We start from the raw sequence: 16,307 nt of genomic DNA, 5'->3' as shown, positions 1-16,307 counted from the left end.
GCATGGAGAAACAGAATGGAATAAACTTGGCAGGATGCAGGGCTGGGGAGATTCTCCTTTAACAGAGCTAGGAATTAAGCAGGCACAATGGTTTAGAGATAGAGTAATAAATTTAGATTTAAATACTATATATACGAGTTCCTCTGAAAGAGCATATAATACAGCAAAAATAATAAAGGGAAATAGAGATATAAAGATAATTAAAGATGATGATTTAAAAGAATTAAAATTAGGACTATGGCAGGGGCTAGATAAAGAAAGTATAAAAGCTCTAGATGAAGAAAACTGTTATAATTACTGGAATAACCCTATAATGTACAAGCCTACAGAAGGTGGAGAGAGTTTTGATGAACTTAAAGATAGGATATATGAAGCTATAATGAAGATTGTTAATAATCATAAGAATGAAAATGTATTAGTAGTTAGTCATGGTATGACAATAAAAGCATTTTTATGTGCTTTACAAAAAAAATCTATAGGACATATATGGGATCCACCTTTTATTCAACAAGGGAGTCTAACATCTATAGAATTTAATGATAATAGTTATAAGATTTTAATGGAAAATGATATATCTCATTATAAACAATAATTTTTATGATATTTACTAACAGGAATATTATAAAATTCAAAATTATAAAGGAATTTAATGAACTACATTATGTAGTATTAAAAATTTATATATTTCAATAAAATTATGCTTGGCTAAACATTCAGGCATTTTTTTATCAAAAAATTTAATATACTGAATTTTTTAAATATGACGGTCATCCTTATGAAGATATGATATAATAATATTTAAGCTTATTTTTCGAATACCAATTAAATATTTTCAAAAATAATTAATTGGTATTCTAGTAGCTTACTGTATAACATAATTGGGTTTTGCGGTAATACTACTATTTGATATGACTCTTTATTTGATGTAAACATTATTAGAGTTTTTAAATAGTTATTTGGGACTTTACATTTATGGGATTAAAAATATACAATTTAATAGGATATAAAGCTTTATATTTTAAGAAAGAAGGAATAAGGATTAGAATAAAGGACATTTGGTAACTAGGATAATTCTAAATGGTTACTTAGTTACATTATGAAATATTAGAAGCAAATTTAAGCATGTATAAATAATGAGTGTTCTGTATTCTCCCATTATATAAACCATAATGGGGGAGTTTTATTTTTCTATCAGTTAAGGCATATTCAAAAAATAGCAAGATAATATGTTAGCTCATTTTTCACTTGTTATTTTCTTTCACATGCCTAAAATGCAATTTAATTGCTTTTTATATTAATTTTTGAGGAATTGAAGTAAAGGGGGATGATGATTATGATTAAAAAATTTATTTCTTATTATGCAGGGCACAAAAAATTATTTATAATAGATATGTTTTGTGCATTTTTAGTAGCAGCTTTAGATTTAGCTTTTCCTATGGTTACAAAAGAATTATTAGAAAAGGCTATTCCTAATAGTGATATTAGGATGATAATGAACTTTGTAATTGTACTAACGGTGCTATATGTAATAAAGTTAATCGCTAATTACATAGTTGACTACTGGGGACATGTTATGGGGGTAAGGCTACAATATGATATGAGAAAAGATGTGTTCTCACATTTACAAACTCTACCATTTAGTTATTTTGATGATAATAAAACTGGACATTTAATGTCTAGAATAATTAATGATCTAATGGAAATATCAGAGCTTGCACATCATGGACCAGAGGACGTATTTATATCATTAGTAATGATTCTAGGTTCTTTCATACTTCTTTGTAGAATTAACGTTAAGTTAACGTTATTAATATTTGCTTGTCTTCCATTTATTATTTGGTTTGCTATGACTAAAAGAATGAAGATGTCAAAAGCTTTTGATGATGTTAGAAAGAAAATAGGTAATGTAAATGCTAAATTAGAAAATAGTATTTCAGGTATTAGGGTTGCAAAATCCTTTACTAATGAAGAATATGAGATGGAAAAATTTGATGAGGGAAATATAGAATTTAAAACCTCGAGGTCAGATGCATATAAATATATGGCTGAATTCATGTCTGGTATGAGATTTATGGTAGATATGTTAAATGTAGTTGTCATTGGATTTGGAGGATATTTTGCTTACAAGAAATATATAACTCCAACAGAACTTGTAGCATATCTTTTATATATAACATATTTTATGCAACCAGTAAGAAGGTTAACCGCTTTTGTTGAACAATATCAAAGTGGTATGTCAGGATTTAAAAGATTTTTAGAAATAATGGAAACTGAGCCTGATATAGTAGATAGTCCAAATGCAGCAGAACTTAAGGATGTAAAAGGTGATATAGAGTTTAAAAATGCATGCTTTAAGTATGATGAGGACACAGAAATTATATCTAATTTGAATTTAAAGATTGAAAAAGGCAAAACTTTAGCTTTAGTAGGACCATCCGGTGGAGGCAAAACTACAATATGTCATTTAATACCTAGATTTTATGAATTAAGTGATGGTAGTATAACCGTTGATGGTATGGATATTAAGGATATAACATTAAAATCTTTAAGAAGAAATATAGGTATAGTTCAACAAGATGTATTCTTATTTACAGGAACAATAAAGGAAAATATTCTTTATGGAAGGCCAGAGGCTAGTGATGGAGATGTTATAAAAGCAGCTAAAAATGCTAACATACATGATTTTATATCTTCACTTCCAGAAGGTTATGATACCTATGTAGGGGAACGAGGAGTAAAGCTTTCAGGTGGACAAAAGCAAAGAATATCTATAGCTAGAGTATTCTTAAAGAATCCTCCAATATTAATATTGGATGAAGCTACTTCAGCCCTAGATAATGCTTCAGAGATTATAATTCAAAAATCCCTTGAAGATCTGTCTAAAGGAAGAACAACAATAGTGGTTGCACATAGGCTTTCTACTATTAAAAATGCAGATGAAATTGTTGTTTTAACTAATAAAGGTATAGTTGAGCAAGGTAATCATGAAGAGCTTATACTAAATAATGGAATTTACTCAAAGCTTTATAACGCTCAATTTAGAGGTTTTATACCAGATGATATGGAATGTTAAATAATATAAGGCATCTTTAAGAAAATAATAGCCAAGTATGTTAGCCTATTTTCCAACATACTAAGCTCATAGAATCTGCCCATAGTAGCACTATGGGCAGAATCCAACGCCTTATATAAAATATTTGAGGAAAATTGTAACAATTTTATACAAGAAAAATATATGTAAAATAAAGGAAATAAACAAAAGCCATAGAATATAATTAACATGAAAAATATGGAAATTATTGAAGATGGGAGAGGAATAATATGATAAAAAACAAAAGTAATATATGCGAACTAATAAATGAAGTAAAGAATTTTTCTTATGAAAAAGAAACTGTGATAATTGATGTGGAACTTAAAACAGAAGAAAGTATGCATATAAGATGTTATGATGAAAAATGTATAATAATTAATTATTATGATTATGAAGAGGGTATATCAGCTCTATACAAAGATAGAAAATATATAAACAAGGTACTTTTCCAATAGTGGAAAAGTACCTTGTTTATATTAACTAATAAAACATATTAAGAAGATAATTGTTATATAAAAATGAAGTTGGGATGTAAAATTGATAAAAAGAATGGACATATTTTACAGAAACATTCAAATATTAAAAGTGTTAAAAACATATTTTCCATAAAGGAATAATCAAGTTTATACAGAACTATTAACTTTAAACAACAGGTATAGAGGGTCAATATATGTTTAGAAAAATCGTATTGATATCATATTTAATAATATTTCTCAATAGTATTTCAGTATATTTAAAATATGGTGAGAAAAACTGATGGCATTCCTTTAGTAAATTAGAGTAAAAATAAGTAATATATCTAACAAATTTTCAAGATATAAAGAAAAAATGAGAATTTAAGAGAAAAAATAAGCAATGTTAATTTATTTTCCATTAATCTACTTTATAAGAATAAATTAATTAATAAAATAGAAAAATATTAGTTGAATAATAGGATATAAAGTTATAATATTTAATTAAGGTCAAAGAAAGTCAAAGTAAAGTAAAACTTTGGAAGAGGTAATGATTATGGCAAGATTATCAGACATAATTGAAGATTTTATTAAAGATATGATAGAAGAAACTCAAAACAATGAAGTTGAAATTCAACGTAATGAGCTAGCTAATTACTTTAGTTGTGCACCGTCACAAATAAATTATGTATTAACTACAAGATTTACAAAAGATAAAGGTTATTATATAGAAAGCAGAAGAGGCGGTGGAGGTTATATACGGATTACTAGAATTGAATACAAATATCATAGTAGCTTACTTGAGGCTATTGATGAAGCGATAGGAAATAATATAACCTATGATAATAGTCTAAGAATACTAAGAGGTCTTAAGGATTCGGGAATTATTAATGAAAGAGAAGAAAATATTATTAAAACTGCACTTAATGATAGAACATTAAGTTATGCAGGAGATATGAAGAATAAGTTAAGAGCAGATATTTTAAGAGCAGTAATATTTAATATATTAAATTAATGAATTTAAAAGGAGTAGTGATATTATGCTTTGTGAAAAATGTAAAAAAAATGAAGCTAATTTCCATATAACTAAAATAGTAAATGGGGTAAAGGAAGAAGAACATCTGTGTGAAGTCTGTGCTAAAGAAAATAATACTATGAGTATGCTTCAAGATATGGATTTTTCTCCAAGTTTTTCATTTCAAAACATATTAAGTGGATTCATGGACTATATGAATACTACAACTGAAAGTAAACTTCCTAGCGAAGTAGTTTGTAAAGAGTGTGGTACAACTTATAGAGGATTTAAAGAAACAGGATTACTAGGTTGCGGTAATTGTTATTCAACATTTAAAACAACTATAATACCAATAGTTAAAAGAGTACAAGTAAGTACAGAGCACAATGGAAAGATACCAGTAAAATCTGGTGGAGAAATACTTAAGAAAAAAGAGCTTATAAGGCTTAAGGAAGAACTTCAAAAAGCTATTGCCCTTGAAGAATATGAAAAAGCAGCAGAGCTTAGAGACAAAATTAGGGATTTAAGTTAATAAATCTAGGAGGTATAGTTATGGAAAATTGGATTAAAGCTCATAGTGCAAATGACGATATTGTACTAAGCAGTAGGATAAGGTTAGCTAGAAATATAAAAGGATATCCTTTTCCTAATAAACTTTCAAAAGATAAGGCAATAGAAATAATCAAAAGGGTTGAATCTGCCTTTTATACTTCTTCCTATATAAATGAAAACTTTAAGACCATAAATATGGATAGTATAGATGCAATGGAGATAAACTCTTATTTTGAGAAGCATATTATAAGTGATAATTTAATTGCTAGTAAGGATATATCTGCCTTTATATTAGATAAGGATGAAATTATAAGTATTATGATAAATGAAGAAGATCATTTAAGAATGCAATATATAGTAGGAGGATTTAATTTAAAAAAAGCTTATGAAGAAGTTGATAAGATAGATAATCTTTTAGAGGAAAAATTAGAATTTGTTTTTGACTCTGATTTAGGCTATTTAACAGCATGTCCTACAAATGCAGGTACAGGTTTAAGAGCTTCAGTTATGCTTCATCTTCCTGCATTACATGAAACTAAAGAGATAGAAAATGTTTTTAATGCTGTAAGTAAAATAGGAATGACTATAAGAGGATTATATGGTGAAGGCTCAAAAGGTTATGGAAATATATTCCAAATATCTAATCAAATAACATTAGGACCTAGTGAAGAGGAAATAATAAATGGATTAAATGCCATGGTTTATCAAATTATTGAAAAAGAAAAGTTAGCTAGGGAAAAATTAAAATCTCAATATGAATATGAATTAGAAGATAAAATAATGAGATCTTTAGGGATATTAAAGTCAGCAGTTTTATTAGATTCTAAAGAATGTATGAATTTGTTATCTAATGTTAGATTTGGAGTAGAAATGGGAATAATAAATCATATAGACAAAGTAATATTAAATGAACTTATGGTGGAAACAGGGGTAGCAACGCTTCAGCTTAACGCCAATTCCGCTTTAGATAAAAGAGAAAGAGATCTAAATAGAGCTCAAATAGTTAGGAACAAACTACAAAATCTATAATAGAGAGGTGTTTTATATGTTTAATAGATTTACAGAGAGAGCAAGAAATATTCTTATGTATGCCCATGAAGAATCACAAAACTTTAAACATGGTTATGTAGGAACAGAACACGTTATTCTTGGAATCTTAAAAGAAGAAGATAGTATAGCTGCTAGTATATTAAAAAATGCAGGAGTAGATTATAGTACAGTTAAAGAGTTAGTGAATAAATATATAGGTGCTGGAGATATAGAAATGCCTAAAAATGAAATTGCACTAACACCTAGAACTAAAAGATTATTTGAATTAAGTTTAATAGAAGCGAGAGGCTTAAATCAAAATTATATATCACCTGAGCATATATTGTTAGCATTAATTAGGGAACCAGAAGGAGTTGCTTATACAATACTAGGCAACTTAGGAGTAGATTTTTCTAAGATAAGAAATGAAATTATAAATAATATTGCAGGAGATGAAACTCAGCAAGGCAGTAGCCCAAAGAAAGGAAAAAGTAGTACTCCTACATTAGAAAAATATGGGAAAGATCTAACTGAGCTTGCAAAAGAAGGGAAAATAGATCCTGTTATAGGAAGAGATAAAGAAACAGAAAGAGTTTTGGAGATATTGTGTAGAAGAATTAAAAATAATCCTTGCTTAATAGGAGATCCCGGTGTAGGTAAAACAGCTATAGCAGAGGGATTAGCACAAAAAATTGCAACAGGCAACATTCCAGAGTTGTTAAAAGATAAAAGAGTTGTAACTCTAGACCTATCTTCTATGGTAGCAGGTTCAAAATATAGAGGTGAATTCGAAGAAAGACTTAAAAGTGTAATGGATGAAATTTCAAAAGCTGGAGATGTGATTTTATTTATTGATGAAATTCACACTATAGTTGGTGCTGGCGGTGCAGAAGGTGCTATTGATGCTTCAAACATATTAAAGCCTGCACTTGGTAGAGGTGAGATACAATGTATAGGTGCAACAACTTTAGATGAATATAGAAAATATATAGAAAAAGATGCTGCTCTAGAGAGAAGATTNNAGAGAAGATTCCAACCTGTTACAGTAGAAGAACCTACTAAAGAGGAAGCAATAGAAATATTAAAAGGATTAAGAGATAAATATGAAGCACATCACAGAGTGAAAATTACTGATGATGCTATATTAGCAGCAGTAAATCTTTCAGATAGGTATATAACTGATAGATATTTACCAGATAAAGCTATAGATCTAATTGATGAAGCTGGTTCAAAGGTAAGAATTCAAAATTTAACAGCGCCAAAGGATTTAAAAGAATTAGAAAATGACCTTGAAGTGGTTATAAAAGAAAAGGCTGATGCAATAACAATGCAAGATTTTGAAAAAGCAGCAACTTTAAGGGATAAGGAAAAAGAATTAAAAGACAAATTAGAGGCTTCTAAAAAGAACTGGGTATCTCAAAATAGTGAGGCAGATGCAGTAGTAGATGAAAAGCATATTGCAAATGTAATTTCTAAATGGACCAATATACCAATAGAAAAGCTTACTGAAAGTGAAGCTGAGAGATTATTAAAGCTTGAAGAGATACTTCATAAAAGGGTTATAGGACAAGAAGAAGCAGTAGAATCTATTGCGAGGGCAGTTAGAAGAGCAAGAGTAGGACTAAAAGATCCAAAGAGACCAATAGGTTCATTTATATTCCTAGGACCAACAGGAGTAGGTAAGACAGAACTTTCAAAAGCATTAGCAGAAGCTATGTTTGGCGATGAAAATAGTATAATTAGAGTAGATATGTCTGAGTATATGGAAAGACATACAGTATCTAAACTTATAGGTGCGCCTCCAGGATATGTAGGTTTTGATGATGGTGGTCAACTAACAGAAAGAATTAGAAGACATCCTTATTCAGTAGTATTATTTGATGAGATAGAAAAAGCTCATCCTGATGTGTTTAATATATTACTTCAAATATTAGAAGATGGAAGGCTTACAGACGGAAAAGGAAAAACTGTCGACTTTAAAAATACAATTGTAATAATGACTTCTAATGCAGGTGCTTCAACTATTAGAAAACAAAAAACTATAGGTTTTTCACAAAGTACTAATGAAGCAAATAATGAACATGAGAAGATGAAAGAAAATATAATGGAAGAATTAAAACGCAGTTTTAGACCAGAATTTTTAAATAGAATAGATGACATCATAGTATTCCATTCTTTAGCAGAAAAAGATCTATTAGAAATAGTAGGATTAATGCTAAACTCCGTTTCCGAAAGATTAAAAGAAAAGGAAATAAATATTAAGTTTGATGAAGAATCTAAGAAATATCTTGCAAAAGAAGGATTTGATCCAACCTATGGTGCAAGGCCACTTAGAAGAGCTATAACTAAAACTGTAGAAGATAAACTATCAGAAGAAATATTAAGAGGCAATGTAAAACAGGGAGATAGTTTAATAGTAACCGTAGAGGAAAATGAACTAAAATTTAATAAGCAGTAATATTTAAAACCCTGTGTCTTTTAAACACAGGGTTTTGGAAAATTAGAACAGTTTATATACAAGTTCTAAAATTAATATATATGTGAAAATAGTCGATGCTTTTTAGTATTATAATTAGAACTATTAAATTCACAATTCACAATGCAAAATCCACAATTTTAGACATTTCTCAGTCCTGCTGAGAAATTTAGAATTAATTTATTTTTAAAGTGACACAGTTACTTTTATTAAAGAAAGGTATCTCAAGAAACTAGTTTGATTTAAATTAATTTCCTTCTTAATTGTGTATTGTGAATTGAAAAAAATTTGTATAATATATAAAAAATAAGTTAAAATCTTATATAAGGCATTTTTAAATAAATGACTAGTAAGTGTGCTGGTTATTTTATTTCAGAGGTCTAATAAAAGATTTGCATAATATTTTTGGAGGACAAATTAATGGCTAAGGTTAAAAATATATATATTTGTAATCAATGTGGATATGAATCACCTAAATGGATAGGAAAGTGTCCTAGCTGTAATAACTGGAATACCATGTCAGAAGAGGTTAAGGTTTCATCACAACCACAAGTATTTAATAGAGCAGTTACTATAAGTGGTAATAATAAACCTCAGAATATAAAGGATATTAAGTCTAGTCAATATGAAAGATATAATACTGGAATTACTGAACTCAATAGGGTATTAGGTGGAGGATTAGTTAAGGGGTCTTTAACCTTAATATCTGGTGATCCAGGAATAGGAAAATCTACAATATTACTTCAAAGCGCTAAAAATATTTCTGATAAATATGGAAGAGTCCTTTATGTATCAGGGGAAGAGTCAGAAGAACAAATAAAGATGAGGGCTGAGAGATTAAATTCTATAAGTGATAATTTATATATTGTATCTGAAACTAATATTACAACTATAGAAAATCATGTTCTAGAATTGGAGCCTGTATTTGTAATAATTGATTCCATACAAACCTTATATAAAAATGAAATAAGTTCTGCACCAGGAAGCGTTTCACAGGTTAGAGAATGTACTAATGAACTTATGAGAATAGGTAAAACTAAGGGAATACCCCTATTTATAGTTGCTCATGTTACAAAGCAAGGAGAGCTTGCAGGTCCTAGAGTTTTAGAACACATGGTAGATACAGTTTTATATTTTGAAGGGGAAAGAACTCAAGAATTTAGGATACTAAGAACTATAAAAAATCGTTTTGGAACAACTAGTGAAATTGGTGTCTTTGAAATGAGGCAAAGTGGACTTGAGGAAATTTTAGATGCTTCGAGCGTATTTTTACAAGAGACTTCTTTTGAGCAAGAAGGGTCAGTGGTAATAGGAACTATTGAAGGAACAAGACCATTACTTGTAGAAATACAAGCATTAGTAAGTGAAACTAAAGCTGTTATGCCTAGAAGAACTGCAGTAGGAGTAGACAACTCAAGAATGAGTCTTATATTAGCAGTTCTAGAGAAAAAATTAAGAATTCCTTTTTATAGTAGTGATGTTTATATAAATGTAGTAGGAGGATTAAATATAGAAGGGACCTTTGGAGATCTAGGTCTTGCAGTAGCCCTTATGTCTAGTGCTAAAGGAAAAGAAGTTAAACTTGAAAGACCATTATTTATAGGAGAAGTAGGTTTAACAGGAGAGGTTCGTCCTATATCACATATAGATAAACTAGTAAATGAGGGCATAAAAATGGGATTTAAAAACATAATTATGCCATTAAGGAATAAAGAAAAAATAGAAAATAAGAAGATAAATATAATAGGAATATCAAATGTTAGAGAAGTAATTAATAAGGTTTTTTAATATAGATATCTAAATTATAGTAAACATAAAAAAATACATGTGAAAGGAAGTGAATACCGTTATTATTTCTTTAAAGTAGTTTATATAACGGAGAAGATGAAGGAAGAAAAACAGAAGGAATTGATTAATATACTTAAAATATTGTCACCAGGTACACTACTTAGAGAAGGTTTAGATAATATTTTATACGCTAAAACTGGTGGTCTTATAGTATTAAGTGATAGTGATGAGATTTTAGGTCTAATTGATGGTGGTTTTAGTATTTATTCAGAGTATACTCCAGCTTATATATACGAACTTGCTAAGATGGATGGTGCTATTATTATTAGTAGTGATTTAAAAAAGATATTATATGCTAACACTCAGCTTATACCAAATTCATCCATACATACACTTGAAACAGGTACTAGGCATAGAACAGCTCAAAGAATTGCGAAACAGACAGGTTCAATGGTGGTGGCTATTTCTCAAAGGAAAAATCTAATAACTGTTTATAAAGATGATATTAAGTATATAGTAAGAGATAGTGGTGAAGTTTTAGCTAAGGCAAATCAAGCACTAAATACCCTTGAAAAGTATGTTTCTGTCTTTGAAAAGATTATTAATAATTTAAATAGATTAGAACTTCATGATTCTGTTAGCTTACTAGATGTATCTACTGCTATTCAAAGAGTAGAAATGATTATGAGGATTGTATATGAGATTGAAGTATATATATGCGAATTAGGCAATGAAGGTAGATTAATAGAAATGCAACTTAAAGAACTAATCAAAAATATTGAAGAGGACGGAATGTATTTAATTAGAGATTATTCTAAAGAAGAAGCTAATATAAATACTATTTACAGAAATATACAGAAATTATCCAAAGATGAATTATTAGACCTAAACAATATATCTAAATTACTAGGATATCCTTCTAGTTCATTATTAGATACTTTAGTATTCACAAAAGGATATAGAATTTTAAATAAAATTTATAGAATACCTACTTCTGTTATAGAAAATTTGATTAGTCATTTTAAACAATTAAGATTTGTTGAGAGTGCTTCTTTTGAAGAACTTGATGCTGTAGAGGGTATAGGGGAAGCTAGAGCAAAGGCTATAAAAAATGGAATTGAAAAATTGAAAGAACAATATTCATTCCATAATGAAATATAGCACAAAATCTTAAATGTTTTGTGCTATACAATGTACTACTTTAATGTGTATTTTCCTAAAGCGTTAATATTTTTATATTCTTTTAAAAATATATCATAAAGATTTAAATCAAGAGAATTGCAAACTGAAGCTATATAGAAAAAATGATTTCCTAGCTCTTTTTCTAATATTTCTCGACAAGAGTTACAAATATTACCTTTAAGGTGAGTATCAAAACAATGATCTAAATCCTCTAAATCTAAATTATCTATATTGTGAGGAATATGTTGTTTTTCAGCATCTACTTTTAAACAACCACAACTAGTTACAGATTTTATTAAAGCTCTATTAACTCTAGCCTCAGACTCTTGAAGCTTTGACATAATATCTAATATACTTTTATGTCTTAATAAACATTCATCAACAGAATTTTGAAATTCATCGAAAATAAGATCCTTCATTACTTTCAACTCCTTATAAAAATTTTAAGGTACATGTTTAAATTAAATAGCATTTATTGATATAATATATAAGATTTATTCTTACTTCCAAATCTAACTTATGTTTATATAATATATCATTGTTATAACAAATGATAGGGGGATAGTTATAATATTATTTTGACCTATATAACATAAAGATTAAAATATCATAAGAATTAAAGGTTTTCAATTAATATTTTATTAAGAATGTGATAACTTATTGCAATAAATTTGTTCATAATATATATTATTATAAATAGGATAGTATTTTAATAATTTGTCAATAATCAAATAGGGAGGTGAATCTCTTGTTGAAAAATATATTAAGAGCTCTTATTACTATTGCAGGAGGAAGCTTAGGATATATAATAGGAACTTGGATTAGTCGAACAGAATTTATAGTAGGCCTTGGCATACTTAATAACTCGCCATTAAAAGGAATTTTATTTATTATATTTTGTGTTTTAGCATTCTTAGTTTTATTTTATTTCTTATCCTCATATGTTACTAAGCTTATAATGAGAGCTATAGATTACACAGAGAAGAGTTTACAAAAAGTACCTACAGCAGACATGTTATTAGGAGCAATTGGAGCGGTTTTAGGATTAATAGTATCCGTACTGCTTTCAAGTTTAATTAAAAGTACATCAGTGATTTACACAATTATATCGATTATAGTAACTTTAGTAATTGTCGTAGTATCAGCAGATGTCGCAGTTAGAAAAAAAGAAGATATTTTATCACTACTTTCCAATTTAAAAAGAATATCACCAAATAAAGAGGCTAAACATAAAAACATACCAAAAGGAAGTGCAAAGGTATTAGATACTTCTGTTATTATTGATGGAAGAATATTTGATCTTTGCCAAACGGGGTTCATTGAAGGTGTACTAGTAATACCTAACTTTGTCTTAAATGAATTAAGACATATAGCTGATTCAGGAGATGGACTTAAAAGAAATAGGGGAAGAAGAGGACTTGATATATTAAATAAAATACAAAAAGAATTAAGTATAAAAGTTGAAATATGGGAGGGAGATTTCCCTGAGATACCAGAGGTTGATATTAAGTTACTAAAACTTGCACAGCTTTTAAATGGTAAGGTTATAACTAATGATTATAATCTTAATAAAGTAGCTGAATTTCAAGGAGTTTCTGTATTAAATATCAATGAACTTGCTAATGCAATAAAGCCTGTAGTTCTTCCAGGAGAAGAAATGAAGATTCAAATTGTTAAAGATGGTAAGGAGTCAGGTCAAGGTCTTGCATACCTTGATGATGGTACAATGATAGTTGTTGAAGAAGGTAGAAGTTATATAGGAGAAACTATATTAGTAGTTGTAACATCAGTGCTTCAAACTGCTGCAGGTAGAATGATTTTTGCTAAAGCTAAAGAAATGCTTTAGGAGGATATATGAATAAAAACGTAGCCGTGATATTGGCAGCGGGAAAAGGCAAAAGAATGGGGGCAAATAAAAATAAGCAGTTTCTTGAAATGAAAGAAAAGCCTATTTTATATTATACTCTAAAAGCTTTTTCGAATTGTAATTTAATTGATGAAATTATTTTAGTAGCTGCCAAAGATGAAATAGAGTATTGCAGAAAAGAAATTATAGAAAAATATAGGTTTGAGAAAGTTACTTCCATAGTTTCTGGTGGAAAAGAAAGGCAACATTCTGTATTAAATGGACTATTAGCTATAAAAAATTGTGATATAGTAATAATTCATGATGGTGCAAGGCCTTTTGTTGATAATAATATTATAAATACTGGTATTATGTATGCAGAAAAATATGGAGCTGTTGCATGCGGAGTTAAACCTAAAGACACAATTAAAGTTAAAAATGAATATGGTTTTTCTATAAACACTCCAGATAGGGAGACTCTTTTTGCAGTCCAAACCCCTCAAAGCTTTAAATATGATATCATCTTAAATTGTCATAAGAAAGTAAACAAAGACAATATATCAGTTACAGATGATACCATGGTAGTAGAGCAATATGGATATAAAGTTTATTTATATGAAGGGAACTATAATAATATAAAAATTACTACTACAGAGGATTTAATTATAGGAGAAAAAATTCTGGAAAATCTAATAATGCCATAAATATATTTATATCCTCTTGACAGTATAAATTTTAAATTGTATAGTATTTTCTTGTAAATATAATTTAATATTTAAGTTGTGATGAGGAAGACTAGTAGAAATTAACATACAGAGAGAAAATCCATGGCTGAAAGATTTTTACCAATTTTGAACCTACTTCTGAGCAGTAGCAAAACTACCGGTAAGTATACCGTTATCAAAAGAGAGTACAAATTTAGGTGGTACCGCGATATTAACTCGCCCTAAAACTAGGGTGAGTTTTTTTGTGTCTAAAATTATTTTAAACCTTTATGATAATAAATATGTTGATATTAAGGAGTGATTTACAATGAGATTATCAAATATGTTTTTAGGAACATTAAGAGAAGTTCCAGCAGAAGCAGAAATTTTAAGCCATCAGTTAATGCTTAGAGCTGGAATGATAAGAAAATTAGCTTCAGGTGTGTACAATTATATGCCTATAGGACTTAAAGTTTTAAAAAATATAGAAGATATAGTAAGAGAAGAAATGAATAAAACTGGTGCACAAGAGTTTTTAGCTTCAGCACTACTTCCTTCTGAACTTTGGAAAGAATCAGGCAGATGGGATATTTTTGGACCTGAAATGTTTAAACTAAAAGATAGAAATGAAAGAGAATTCTGCTTAGGACCAACACATGAAGAGGTATTTACTGAGTTTGCAAGGAATGAAATAAAATCTTATAAACAATTACCTTTAAATTTATATCAAATTCAGACTAAATATAGAGATGAAAGAAGACCAAGATTTGGAGTTATGAGATCTAGAGAGTTTATAATGAAAGATGCATACTCTTTTGATAAAAATAATGAAGGATTAGATATAGCTTATGAAAAAATGTATCATGCTTATCATAACATATTTACAAGATGTGGATTAGATTTCAGTCCTGTAGAAGCGGATTCTGGTGCTATGGGTGGTTCAGGTTCTGCTGAGTTTATGGTTAAATCTGAAGTGGGAGAAGATGAGATAGTTTTTTGTAACTGTTGTAAGTATGGTGCTAACATGGAAAAAGCATCAGCTTTAGCTGAAATGCAAGAAAAAGAAGAATTAAATGAGATTGAAAAAATTTATACACCACACTCAAAAACTATAGACGAGCTAGTAGAATTTTTAAATATAGAAAAGAAGAAATTAGCTAAAACTATAATTTATAAGGCTGATGATAAAGTAGTTGCTGTTATGGTAAGAGGAGATAGAGAAATTAACGACACAAAAGTTATAAATGCACTAGGTGGAGTATTAGAATTTTCATTAGCTGATAGTGAAACTGTTAATAAGTCAACAAATGCTGAAATTGGATTTGCTGGACCTATTGGAATAAAGGTTGATATGCTATTTATAGATGAAGAAGTTAGTAAAATGTACAATTTTGTAGTTGGAGCTAATGAAACAGAATATCATCTTAAAAATGTTAATTATGGAAGAGATTTTGAAGGGATAGTAGGAGACTTTAGAAAAGTTACTAATGAGGATAAATGTCCAAAATGTGGTGGAGATATTACTATTGCTAGAGGTGTTGAGGTAGGTCATATATTTAAATTAGGAACTAAATATTCAGATGCTATGGGTGCTAATTTTATAGATGAAGAAGGTAAAAATAAGCCATTGATTATGGGATGTTATGGTATAGGTATAAATAGAACAATGGCAGCTATCATAGAACAGCATCATGATGAAAATGGTATAACATGGCCACTAGAAATTGCTCCATACCATGTAGTTATTGTTCCAGCGGTAATAAAGGATTCAGCGCAGGTTGAAGCAGCAGAGACATTATATAAGGAATTAAAATCTCTAGGAGCTAATGTTCTTCTAGATGATAGAAATGAAAGGGTAGGAGTTAAGTTTAAGGATTCTGAACTTATAGGAATACCTATGAGAATAACTGTGGGTAAAAAGATATCAGAAGGACTTGTAGAGTTTAAACTTAGAACTAAAGAAGATCTTGAATTAATTGAATTAGAAAATGTTATTGAAAGAGTTAAGAGAGAATTTGAATATAATAAACTTACTATAAAATAATGTATAGATATATAATATTAGAACTGATATATATATGAAAATAAATGTTGTGTTTATCTTGATTCACAATTCATAACGCAAATTTTATAATTATGATTGAAATTAATTCTTTATAAATTGATTTCTTA

General features: G+C 28.7%; 13 protein-coding genes. 12 read left to right on the top strand and 1 reads right to left on the bottom strand.

What is annotated here, in order from left to right; genetic code table 11:
• The 9 genes from B3603_RS03235 to disA form a co-directional block, all read left to right on the top strand.
• A partial coding sequence (locus B3603_RS03235) for a histidine phosphatase family protein (RefSeq protein ID WP_291560683.1) occupies window positions 1-592 on the top strand: 592 nt, incomplete at its 5' end.
• A gap of 741 nt (window positions 593-1,333) precedes the next feature.
• Window positions 1,334-3,073, top strand: coding sequence for an ABC transporter ATP-binding protein (locus B3603_RS03230; protein ID WP_291560680.1), 1,740 nt, complete (start codon window positions 1,334-1,336; stop codon window positions 3,071-3,073).
• A gap of 248 nt (window positions 3,074-3,321) precedes the next feature.
• A complete protein-coding gene (locus tag B3603_RS03225; protein ID WP_039630614.1) occupies window positions 3,322-3,546 on the top strand; it encodes a hypothetical protein in 225 nt (74 codons plus the stop codon).
• Between the two features lie 553 nt (window positions 3,547-4,099).
• On the top strand, window positions 4,100-4,558 hold the full coding sequence (locus tag B3603_RS03220; RefSeq protein ID WP_291560675.1) for a CtsR family transcriptional regulator: 459 nt from the start codon (window positions 4,100-4,102) through the stop codon (window positions 4,556-4,558).
• 25 nt (window positions 4,559-4,583) lie between these two features.
• Window positions 4,584-5,090, top strand: a complete 507-nt coding sequence (locus tag B3603_RS03215; RefSeq protein ID WP_291560673.1) for a UvrB/UvrC motif-containing protein — start codon at window positions 4,584-4,586, stop codon at window positions 5,088-5,090.
• A gap of 20 nt (window positions 5,091-5,110) precedes the next feature.
• Entirely contained in the window at window positions 5,111-6,139 is a 1,029-nt protein-coding gene (locus B3603_RS03210) for a protein arginine kinase (protein WP_291560671.1), read from the top strand.
• A gap of 16 nt (window positions 6,140-6,155) precedes the next feature.
• On the top strand, window positions 6,156-8,597 hold the full coding sequence (locus tag B3603_RS03205; RefSeq protein ID WP_291560668.1) for an ATP-dependent Clp protease ATP-binding subunit: 2,442 nt from the start codon (window positions 6,156-6,158) through the stop codon (window positions 8,595-8,597).
• Window positions 8,598-9,035: 438 nt separating this feature from the next.
• Entirely contained in the window at window positions 9,036-10,403 is a 1,368-nt protein-coding gene (radA, locus tag B3603_RS03200) for a DNA repair protein RadA (RefSeq protein ID WP_291560666.1), read from the top strand.
• A 96-nt stretch (window positions 10,404-10,499) separates the two neighbouring features.
• On the top strand, window positions 10,500-11,564 hold the full coding sequence (gene disA / locus B3603_RS03195) for a DNA integrity scanning diadenylate cyclase DisA (RefSeq protein ID WP_291560664.1): 1,065 nt from the start codon (window positions 10,500-10,502) through the stop codon (window positions 11,562-11,564).
• A 35-nt stretch (window positions 11,565-11,599) separates the two neighbouring features.
• Here the strand turns inward: disA and B3603_RS03190 are convergent, their stop codons facing one another.
• The gene (locus tag B3603_RS03190; protein WP_291560661.1) at window positions 11,600-12,004 is read right to left on the bottom strand and encodes a DUF1573 domain-containing protein; all 405 of its coding nucleotides are present in this window, start codon (window positions 12,002-12,004) and stop codon (window positions 11,600-11,602) included.
• Window positions 12,005-12,333: 329 nt separating this feature from the next.
• On the opposite strand from B3603_RS03190, the gene B3603_RS03185 reads away from it, so the two are divergent.
• The 3 genes from B3603_RS03185 (at window position 12,334) to B3603_RS03175 (ending at window position 16,179) form a co-directional block, all read left to right on the top strand.
• Window positions 12,334-13,431 (top strand): PIN/TRAM domain-containing protein, encoded by a 1,098-nt coding sequence (locus B3603_RS03185; RefSeq protein WP_291560659.1) that lies wholly within the window; start codon window positions 12,334-12,336, stop codon window positions 13,429-13,431.
• An 8-nt stretch (window positions 13,432-13,439) separates the two neighbouring features.
• Window positions 13,440-14,135: a 2-C-methyl-D-erythritol 4-phosphate cytidylyltransferase gene (ispD, locus tag B3603_RS03180; RefSeq protein ID WP_291560657.1), complete on the top strand. Its 696-nt coding sequence runs from the start codon at window positions 13,440-13,442 to the stop codon at window positions 14,133-14,135.
• Window positions 14,136-14,463: 328 nt separating this feature from the next.
• Entirely contained in the window at window positions 14,464-16,179 is a 1,716-nt protein-coding gene (locus tag B3603_RS03175) for a proline--tRNA ligase (protein WP_291560656.1), read from the top strand.
• Window positions 16,180-16,307: the final 128 nt, after the last annotated feature.

Source organism: Clostridium sp. UBA2485 (assembly GCF_002341865.1).
GTDB lineage: Bacteria > Bacillota > Clostridia > Clostridiales > Clostridiaceae > Clostridium_J.
This window is presented reverse-complemented; position numbering and strand designations above follow the sequence as displayed.

Excerpts from the sequence above, each read along its gene's own strand:
- B3603_RS03230 (WP_291560680.1), top strand. The coding sequence starts at position 1,334 with ATGATTAAAAAATTTATTTCTTATTATGCAGGGCACAAAAAATTATTT.
- B3603_RS03225 (WP_039630614.1), top strand. The coding sequence starts at position 3,322 with ATGATAAAAAACAAAAGTAATATATGCGAACTAATAAATGAAGTAAAG.
- B3603_RS03220 (WP_291560675.1), top strand. The coding sequence starts at position 4,100 with ATGGCAAGATTATCAGACATAATTGAAGATTTTATTAAAGATATGATA.
- B3603_RS03215 (WP_291560673.1), top strand. The coding sequence starts at position 4,584 with ATGCTTTGTGAAAAATGTAAAAAAAATGAAGCTAATTTCCATATAACT.
- B3603_RS03210 (WP_291560671.1), top strand. The coding sequence starts at position 5,111 with ATGGAAAATTGGATTAAAGCTCATAGTGCAAATGACGATATTGTACTA.
- radA (WP_291560666.1), top strand. The coding sequence starts at position 9,036 with ATGGCTAAGGTTAAAAATATATATATTTGTAATCAATGTGGATATGAA.
- disA (WP_291560664.1), top strand. The coding sequence starts at position 10,500 with ATGAAGGAAGAAAAACAGAAGGAATTGATTAATATACTTAAAATATTG.
- B3603_RS03190 (WP_291560661.1), bottom strand. The coding sequence starts at position 12,004 with ATGAAGGATCTTATTTTCGATGAATTTCAAAATTCTGTTGATGAATGT.
- ispD (WP_291560657.1), top strand. The coding sequence starts at position 13,440 with ATGAATAAAAACGTAGCCGTGATATTGGCAGCGGGAAAAGGCAAAAGA.
- B3603_RS03175 (WP_291560656.1), top strand. The coding sequence starts at position 14,464 with ATGAGATTATCAAATATGTTTTTAGGAACATTAAGAGAAGTTCCAGCA.